This window comes from Stieleria sp. (assembly GCF_041595215.1).
GTDB lineage: Bacteria > Planctomycetota > Planctomycetia > Pirellulales > Pirellulaceae > Stieleria > Stieleria magnilauensis.
Window position 1 is genome coordinate 1 of the sequence record NZ_JBFHKV010000342.1, and the last position, 7,629, is coordinate 7,629.

The 7,629-nt window shown below is 58.9% G+C and carries 5 protein-coding genes; all 5 read left to right on the top strand.

Going from position 1 to position 7,629, the window contains the following annotated elements; translation table 11 throughout:
• Window positions 1-42: 42 nt before the first annotated feature.
• Window positions 43-1,755 (top strand): GspE/PulE family protein, encoded by a 1,713-nt coding sequence (locus tag ABX749_RS14595; protein ID WP_145208891.1) that lies wholly within the window; start codon window positions 43-45, stop codon window positions 1,753-1,755.
• A gap of 146 nt (window positions 1,756-1,901) precedes the next feature.
• Window positions 1,902-3,341 (top strand): type II secretion system F family protein, encoded by a 1,440-nt coding sequence (locus ABX749_RS14600; protein ID WP_145208889.1) that lies wholly within the window; start codon window positions 1,902-1,904, stop codon window positions 3,339-3,341.
• A 176-nt stretch (window positions 3,342-3,517) separates the two neighbouring features.
• Window positions 3,518-4,771, top strand: a complete 1,254-nt coding sequence (locus ABX749_RS14605; protein WP_372896623.1) for a type II secretion system protein — start codon at window positions 3,518-3,520, stop codon at window positions 4,769-4,771.
• 54 nt (window positions 4,772-4,825) lie between these two features.
• A complete protein-coding gene (locus ABX749_RS14610) occupies window positions 4,826-6,238 on the top strand; it encodes a type II secretion system protein (RefSeq protein ID WP_372896624.1) in 1,413 nt (470 codons plus the stop codon).
• Between the two features lies 1 nt (window position 6,239).
• The coding region (locus ABX749_RS14615) for a Tfp pilus assembly protein FimT/FimU (RefSeq protein WP_372896625.1) at window positions 6,240-7,629 on the top strand (1,390 nt) is incomplete at its 3' end.

The following is a 7,629-nucleotide window of genomic DNA, read 5'->3' on the forward strand; positions in this document are numbered from 1 at the left end:
CACTACCAAAATCTCGAATCCTCCTTTTCAAGCATTACACCCATGGCACAGCGTCGCATTGGACAGATCCTGGTCGACCTTGGTTTCCTGACCGACGAACAACGCGACATTGTGTTGGAGGAACAGGAGCAGCAGCCCGGTGCGCTGTTCGGAAAAGTCGCCGAGGACATGCAGTTGATCACCGAAGATCAGCTGGTCCAGGGCTTGGCCGAGCAGATGTCGATGCAGACGATCTCGCTGGAAGAGATTCAGCTGGAGCCGGAGCTGGTGGAGAAGTTGACCGAAACGATGGCCCAGCTTTACCGCGTGGTGCCGATTCGATTCGAAGGCAACCAGTTGACCGTCGCGACGTGCGACCCACAGAACTTGAGCGTCCAGGACGAATTGCGGACGTTTCTCGGTTACGACATCGAAGTGCTGGTGGCGACCGAGCGCGACATCAACACGACGATCGGGCGCTACTATGACAGCGAAGCCGAGAGCGTCGAAAAGCTGGTCGCCGAGCTGGCCGAAGACGAGGAATTGAAGGCGGCGGTGTCGGCGCTGGAGAGTGAGAAATTCAACATCACCGACGCCGAGGCGTTGGCCGATTCGGCACCGGTGCGAAAGCTGTTGAACATGGTGTTGCTGTTGGCGATCAAGGACCACGCCAGCGACATTCACTTGGAGCCGTTCGAAGACGAGTTTCGGATCCGGATCAAAGCCGAAGGCGTGTTGTACGAAATGGTTCCGCCGCCGCGGCACTTGGCGTTCGCGATCACGACACGCATCAAGGTGATGGCCAATTTGGACATCGCCGAGCGACGGTTGCCGCAAGACGGTCGGATCGAGTTGATGGTCGGTGGTCACCCGGTCGACCTTCGCGTCAGCGTGTTGCCGACGATCTTCGGCGAAAGCGTCGTCATGCGGGTGCTGGACCGCTCGGTCGTGAACCTGTCGCTGGACAACGTCGGGATGGACGAGGCGATGATGAAGAAATTTCGTCACGCGATCGATCGTCCCAACGGCATCATCCTGGTGACCGGGCCGACCGGTAGTGGAAAGACGACGACGTTGTATTCGACGTTGTCGGAAATGAACGACATCAAAGACAAATTGATCACGACCGAAGACCCGGTCGAGTACGACATCGACGGCATCATCCAAATCCCGATCGACCACGACGCCGGCGTCACCTTCGCCAGCTGTTTGCGGGCGATTCTGCGGCAGGACCCCGACATCATCCTGGTCGGCGAGATCCGTGACTTGGAGACGGCCGAAATCGCCATCCAGGCCGCGTTGACCGGCCACCTGGTGTTCAGCACCCTGCACACCAACAGCGCCCCGGCGACGGTGACGCGGTTGAAGGACATGGGGATCCCGGCGTTCATGACCTGTGCGACCGTCGAAGCGATTTTGGCCCAGCGGCTGGTTCGCCGGATCTGCCAGAAATGTCGCGAAGAAACCAAGGCCAACGTCGAGCTGCTGTTCCAACTGGGGCTCAAGCCCGAAGACGTCGGCGGCAGAAAGTTCTTCCGCGGCACGGGATGCGATCAGTGCAACAACACCGGCTACAAGGGCCGGATTGCGTTGTTCGAATTAATGATCTTGAACGACAAGATTCGCGAGATGGTCATGGGCAATGCCTCGACCGATGAATTGCGTGAAGAAGCGGCCAAGGACGGCATGACGACGCTCCGCGACGCGGGGATGGCGATGGCCTATGACGGGATCACGACGTTGGACGAAGTCGTCCGCGAGACGGTTTCGGAATAAGCCCAGTGGCGTGCCGCCGCAGGGGCGACGGGCACGCCGATTTGAACACACATTTTTAAGCATCACTTTTAAAGAGACGGCCGGTGCCGTGCCGCAACGCAGTACGCGTTGGGCAGGAGCCGGCTTACCGCCGAGGGCTACCGAGAATGCCTACCTATCAATTCGAAGCAATGGACGCGGCCGGACAAGAGATCCGGGATGAGATCGATGCCGCGAGCGAAGAGGAGGCGCAAACCACTATTCGCCAGATGGGGTACTTCGTCACGAAGATCTCCGTCAAGAAACAGGCGGCCGCCGGCGGTGCCAAGAAGAAGGGCAAGCGCGGCTTTGCGATCGGCGGTGCCAAGACCAAGCACATCTGCGCGTTCACCCGTCAGCTCTCGATTCTGCAAGACGCCGGGCTGCCGATTCTGCGCTCGCTGAAGATTTTGGAGAACAACCAAAAGCCGGGCAAGTTGAAGTTCGCACTGATGGACGTTTGCGATGAAATCGAAGGCGGGGCGACGCTCAGCGAAGCGATGTCCAAGTCGCCCAAGATTTTCAGCCGGCTGTACGTCAACATGATCAAGGCCGGCGAGGCCGGTGGTGCGTTGGAAACCATTTTGCAGCGTTTGGCGGAGTTCCTCGAACGCGCCGAATCGCTCAAACGAAAGGTCAAGGGCGCGTTGATCTATCCGATCGTCGTGGCGATCGTCGCGATCTTGATTCTGACCGGGATCATGATCTTCATCGTTCCGACGTTTGAAGAGATGTTCGAAGAGTTCGAATTAAAACTGCCCGCGCCGACGCTGTTGCTGATCGCGATGAGTAACTACATGGCCAGCTATTGGTGGCTGTTGATCGTGATGCCGATCATGTTCCTGTTGTTCATCAAATTGATGCGCAAGTTCCGTCACGGGCGGACCGGGTTTGACATGTTCATCATCAAGATCCCGATCTTCGGCGGCTTGTTGGAAAAGAACATTTTGGCCCGGACGACGCGGACCTTGGGGACACTGGTCAGTAGCGGTGTGCCGATTTTGGAGGCGTTGGCGATCACGCGGGAGACGGCCGGCAACGCGGTGTTCGAGAAACTGTTCACGAAAGTCAACGAGGCGGTGCGTGAAGGGGAAGTGATCAGTAAACCGCTGCGAGAGGAGAGCCGGCTGGGATTTCACCCGATGGCGGTGTTCTTCTTCGCAGTCTTCGGCGCGTTCCCGGGCTTGTTGCTGTTGTCGGTCGCGATCACCAGTCGTGGGACGAAGCTGGACGACGGTGTGATGGTCCAGACGTTGACCTTCATCGCGGCTTACGCGATCGGCGGCGGGGCGGTCGGAGCCGGTCTGTTTTACGCACTCAAAATCAAAACCCGCGTCGTCAACGACCTGGTCGTCAACATGGTCGACGTCGGCGAGGAGACGGGCGAGTTGGACACGATGTTGTACAAGGTCGCCGACCAATATGACGAAGAGGTTCGGACGATGACCGACGGCCTGACGGCGTTGATCGAGCCGTTGATGATCGTGTTCCTGGGGGTCACGGTCGGCTTCATTGTGATCAGCTTGTTCATGCCGTTGATCAGTTTGATCACCAGCCTGTCCAGTTAACGACTAATCAAACCAGTTTGACAGGCTTGGAGCCTGTCAAACGAAACCATTTTGACGGGCTTTGCGGCCCGCCCAATCGCAGCGACTCGCCGTGCAAGCGAGCGAGTCATCACCTAACGACCAGCGGCCAGCCGGCTGCGCCATCCATCGAGCGGAACCGAACGATGATCAAACGAATGAACAACCAACGAAGCGAATCGCATCGAAGCGGATTCACGCTCGTCGAATTACTGGTGGTGATCACCATCATCGCCGCCATCGCCGGCCTGACCATCCCGGCCGTCGGCGTGGTGATCAAATCCGTGCGTCAATCTGCGATGAAGGCAGAGATCTCGAACATCGAACAGGCGATCGATGCGTACAACAACAAGTACAACGACTACCCGCCGGATTTCTCGGACTGGAACATCGTCAAGCGTCACTACTTGAAGATTTTTCCCGACATCGCCAACAGCGAGTTGAATTTGCTGTTCGCGTTGTGTGACACGTTCCCAGACAACGACCCGACCGCGGTTCCGCCGACCAGCCCCGCTCCGACGTACGACCCCTTTGTGATGGACCGTGCGGAGGCTCTGGTGTGGTCGTTGGGCGGATTCAGCAGCGATCCCCAGTACCCGTTCACCGGCAGTGGCGGCCCGCTGGAACTGCCACCGTCGATCCTGATCGATGGCACGGCAACGCCGACCAATCCGAATATCGCATCGCACTACCAGTACCGTGCGATCCGTAACTCGCCTTTCATCGACTTTGAACCGAAGCGACTGCTGTTGCGTGCGACGTCGTCGACGAACGGACCGTCTTACGTTTCGGGTTCCGGAGCTTACGATCGCAACGTGAGCACCGACGAGCCACGCAATATTACCGGTGGTTTCCCAGCCCTGTACCAGACGCCGGACATTTTCCCGTCGTATGTGCTCCGCGAAGGACACAAGCCGGTGGTTTACTTCGATTCGCGAACCTACGCGTGGAACAACGGCAACACGGCGGCCCCGATCGTCTTCAACGCCTACGTTTCCTATGAAAATGATACGAATATCGGAAGCTTGGATCCGGACACCATCGATGGGATCCGTCCGGTCTACACGCGTCAACCAAACACACCGCCGGCCGGTGGTTATGCGGCAACCTTTGGTGCATCGGCCGCCTCGTGGCAGTTCGCCAACCCGAGTTCCTTTCAGCTTCTTGCACCGGGTCTCGACGGGCGTTTCGGATACCTGTTAGACGCCGATGGCGGAGGTCCGTCGAATGCGGCACCGGTTTTTTGGCGGACCGATGGGGCGCTGATGAGTTTGGTCGTCGGCGGGCCGGCGCAACCGTTGACCGGGATTTCTCGATTCGACATCACCGGCTTTGTGTCACGTGCGAGCAACAGCATGCGAGACAACCAGTCGAACTTCACGGCCAAGACGTTTGTGGACGAGTTGCCGTGATGCATTTCGCGCCGCGACTAAGTGAGAACGTGTGCAGGGCAACCGAGTAATACGATGATGCAAATCCATTTCAAGAACCGAGCTAATCTGGCCAAGGCTGCCAACCGCTGCGTGACAGGTTTCACGTTGGTTGAGCTGTTGGTGGTGATGACTGTGATGGTCACGCTTGGTGGAATGCTCACGTACGCGCTCGCCTCGGCGGCGACCGATGCCCGGATCAAGCGAACCCAGGCGGACGTCTTGACGATCGGACAGCTGCTTCAAACCAGGATGAATGAAGTCTCGCTTTCCAAGGTCTCGTTGATCTACGGATCGCCATCGTCGATCCCGACCCAGGGAAACGTGGGCGGACTCGGCAGCACTTCGACGAGTTTGGCTGCCGGCCCGGGCTCCTTTGAAGCCGAGGAACGCAGCCGGTTGGTTCTGATGGCGCGGCGCGATCTGATCCGAATGGTCCTGCCGGAATGTCGCGCAGACCTGCTGTTCCCGCCGGCGTCGCTGCAGTTTCGAACCCGAACGGCGGGGGGCGGATGGCAAGCCAACATCGCCCAGATCAGGCCGCCGGCCCAATGGAATCGAATGCGTACGTTGGTCGGGTTGGATTCGGCGGCCAGTTTGGACGCACGGGTGGCTAACAATCCTTGCACCGATCCGTTGGTCGATGGAATCGCAGCGGCCTACAGCGGCGGCGGGTTCCAGTTTCCGTTCAATCAATTCGCCGATGGGGATCTGCTTTCGGATGATCCGGCCGACCCGCTGGATCGATTTTGGTCGCGCACCAACGAATCGGCCGAATGTCTGTACCTGATCTTGGCGACTACCGAGATGTTCGGGACCAAGGCGATCGACCGCATTCCGAGCACCAGCATCGGTGATACCGACGGCGACGGGTTTCTTGAAATTCTTGATGCCTGGGGCAACCCCTACGAGATGATTCGCAACCCGGCCGGTTTGGATTCCCCGGCGCTCCGCAATTTCGTTGCCAGCGGTGGCAGTTTGCCGCAACAGTATCCGTCAGACCCCGACCCGTTTGATTTCCTGCTGAGCGACTATCGCTACGACGCGGCAAACTACGCAACGACCCCGCCGGCTCCCCAACAGGCCTACCATCCGTACTACTTGCCGCCGGTGGTGATCAGCGCGGGACAGGACGGAGAGTTTGGAATCCGTCGCACCTTCTGGATCGATGAAGACGGACTTCAGCAGGGATTGAAAGACTTCTACAGCTCATCCTCGGTGCGGATCGCAACGGACACGCCGTCGCCACGATTCAACATGACGTATCGCTATCCCGATCCGTTTTTCAATGTGTCGATGGCGACGATTTCCGGCGGCCATACGTCACACGATTTCACACTTTCCGGACCTCTCGGGATTCGAAACGCACGCGAAGGCGGTGGGCTAGGCGGCACGTTCGATCGCGAGACGGCTGGTGACAATATCACGTCGCTTGGTGGAGACCTGTAACATGACAATCAAAACCGACCACCTGCGCAGTTCGGGCCGTGGTTTCACCTTGGTGGAACTGTTGGTTGCCATCACGATCGCATCCGCACTGACCGCGATCGCATTGCCGACGTTGAAAGACAGCATGCGACAGACCGCGCTCAGCCGTAGCGCGTCGCTGGTCAAGGGTGCGTTCATCAACGCCCGGACGCAAGCGATTCGCACCGGTCGTCCGTACGGTCTGGTCATCGAACGTCGACGGAGCGACATCGGCGAGGGCAACCCCGCCAATCTGAACTACTTCAGTGCGAACTACGCGACGCGGCTGTACTACGTGCAATCGCCGATGGAGTATCGCGGGGATGTCGACAGTGCGGTCGCCTATCCGATCATGCACACCACCTCGCCGACACCGCCGGCCGGCTCGCCGCTGTTTCCGATTCAGCCAAAGTTTTTCATTCCGCGTAGTTCGTCCGGTCTGTTGTACGCACTTGCGTCCGGTGTCAATTCCGCGGCGTTGCGTCTGATCCGTCCGGGCGTTCGATTTTCCGTCAACGGTTCCGGCTATGTGTTCGTGCTGGAGACCGCGGTGACCGAGGTCAGCGACAACATTGCGGCACTGGCTCCGGTGCTGCCGTCGGGAACCGACGGAACCTTGTTGACGTTCAACTGTTTGACGGTGGCGGCGGACAACAACATGGTCGCGGGCAATTGGCGGGGGCCGTCGAGCGAGTGGGAGTTCCCGATGGCGTTGTCACTGACGCAACCCTATGAATTCAAATTCCAAGTCAACCCGATCCGCGCCCCGCTGGCGCCGGTGAATCTGGTCGGCCGCACCGTTGTCGACCTGTCGATTTCCGGGCCGTCGACCAATCCGATCGCATTCAATTCTCAGGTGATCGTCGATTCCAGTCCGGGGACACAAATCCCCAACGTGCAGTCGGATCGAGAGCTGAATGACGTCGTGGTGATGTTCGCCGCTGACGGACGGCTCAACGGTGTTTATACCGACGTGCGGGATGTCCAATCCGGGCTGATCGAGAATTTTGTTCTGACGCGTTTCGACCCGTCGACGACCGTCTCGTTTAACGTCGGATACGTCGATGGGATTCTGGAAAACATCGATGACGCGGCACGGTACCCGCAATCGGTCGGCAACACCGACTATCAAGTCACCACGAACGATCCAGCCCTGGCGAACCCTCAGCCACCGGTGGCGCTCGATCCGACCAAGGTGCCGAACTTTGCCAATCCGGATTGTGCTTGGGTGAGCGTCCAGCCGCTCAGCGGTGCGATCAGCTTGGGCACCGTGGCGACACAGCCTCCGCTCGGTGTGTTGACGACGTACTACGGCCTCGGCACCAATCCGACCGCACGACAAGTTGTGGGCGCACGCATCCACCAATCTCGAC